At 75.2% G+C, this 1312-nt stretch carries 2 protein-coding genes; both read right to left on the bottom strand.

All coding sequences use genetic code 11. The annotated features are described in order from the left end of the window. Nucleotides 1–386: LLM class oxidoreductase (locus ETD85_RS62260; RefSeq protein WP_170247515.1), on the bottom strand; the 386-nt coding region annotated here is incomplete at its 3' end. Beyond that, complete coding sequence (locus ETD85_RS62255; protein ID WP_138699090.1) at nucleotides 370–1224, bottom strand: SelB domain-containing protein; 855 nt, start codon at nucleotides 1222–1224, stop codon at nucleotides 370–372. The genes ETD85_RS62255 and ETD85_RS62260, both read right to left, overlap by 17 nt. Nucleotides 1225–1312 lie beyond the last annotated feature (88 nt).

Genomic DNA, 1312 nt, shown 5'->3' with positions numbered 1-1312 from the left:
AGATGTGTACAAGAGACAGCACCCTGCCCGGTGAGCCGCTGCACCTCCTCGTCACCCCCCGCCCCCGCGTCCTCGGCGATGATGAGGGCGAGGCGGCCCCGGCTCAGCCGCTCGGCCGTCGCGAGCGCCCGCGACCCGGCCGTCTCGGGCACGGCCGCGACCAGCAGCGCCCGATAGGTCACCGCGGCCAGCGCGGCCGTCAGAATGAGCGGGTCGAGCGGCGGCTCGGCCCCGTGATCCAGCCACAGCGCGTCGGCCCCCGCCGCCTCGAACGCCACCGCCTCCGACAGCCACTCCCCTAGGTCGCCCGGCCGAGGCAGCACCACCCCGACTCTGACCCGCTCGGCAGGTCCCGGCGTCCCGGCGCTCTCATGCGTTCCCGTCATGCGACTTCCCTGTGACGACACGGAGCCGATCATCGATGCGCCGGGTGAGGCCGAGCCGGTCGAGGTGCTCCAGCAGCGGGATCACGACACGCCGGTTGGTGCCGAGCGCGATCCGCGCGTCGCCTGCCGTGAACGGCTGCGGCAGCGCGGCCAGCGTACGAGCGGCGGCGGTGTCGGCTCCCGGCATCAGCACGAGCCCCTCGGCCAGCCGCAGCACCAGCCCGGCGCGGGCGGCCATCGCCACCACCTGCCGGGTGAGCCCGAGCCCGGGCAGCCGGGCCGCCTCAGGAGCCCGGTACGGATCCGCCGCGAGCTCGGCACGCAGCCGCCCGACCGCGAGGACGACCGCCTCGGGCACGCCGCCTGCGTCGATCCGCCCGCCGGACTCCTGGAGCGCCGGGCTCGCCCGGACCAGCGCTTCGACCAGCTCATGAGCCGGCAGCGAGAGAGCGCTGCGGGCGGCGTCCACCGGGATGCCCGGCTGATCCGCCACGATCGCGCGGAGCCGCTCCACCAGCTCCGCCCAGTGCCCGGGATCGACCATCCACTCCCCCGCGCCGGGCACGTCGAGCCCCGTGAGGTCGCACCCCATGGCGGCCAGCTCGGACCTGCGCGCCACCCCCCGCCAGCCCAGCACCGTGGCCGCGTCAGGTACCCGGCCGGCCTGGTCAGGGGCGGCGAAGGGTGCCAGTTGCACCGCCCGCCTCGCGACCGCACCCCGGCGGTCGAGCGGCGGCGGGCGTACGTCGAGGATCAGGACGCTCGCGATCGACCGCCCCGAGCACCGCAGCAAGGCCCGGTCGCCGACCCGCAGCGGAAGCGGCCGGGCCAGCGTCATCCTGACCACCTCCGGCCCCGCCTCCGTTCCCTGTCTCTTATACCCATCTCCGAGCCCACGAGACCCTAAGACACCTCGTATGCCGTCT

The sequence above is a fragment of the Nonomuraea zeae genome, from assembly GCF_005889725.1.
Lineage (GTDB): Bacteria > Actinomycetota > Actinomycetes > Streptosporangiales > Streptosporangiaceae > Nonomuraea > Nonomuraea zeae.
Note: the sequence above shows the minus strand (reverse complement) of the source record. Positions and strands in the feature narration are given on the sequence as shown.

Coding starts and splice junctions, on each gene's coding strand:
- ETD85_RS62255 (WP_138699090.1), bottom strand. CDS start 1,224: ATGACGCTGGCCCGGCCGCTTCCGCTGCGGGTCGGCGACCGGGCCTTG.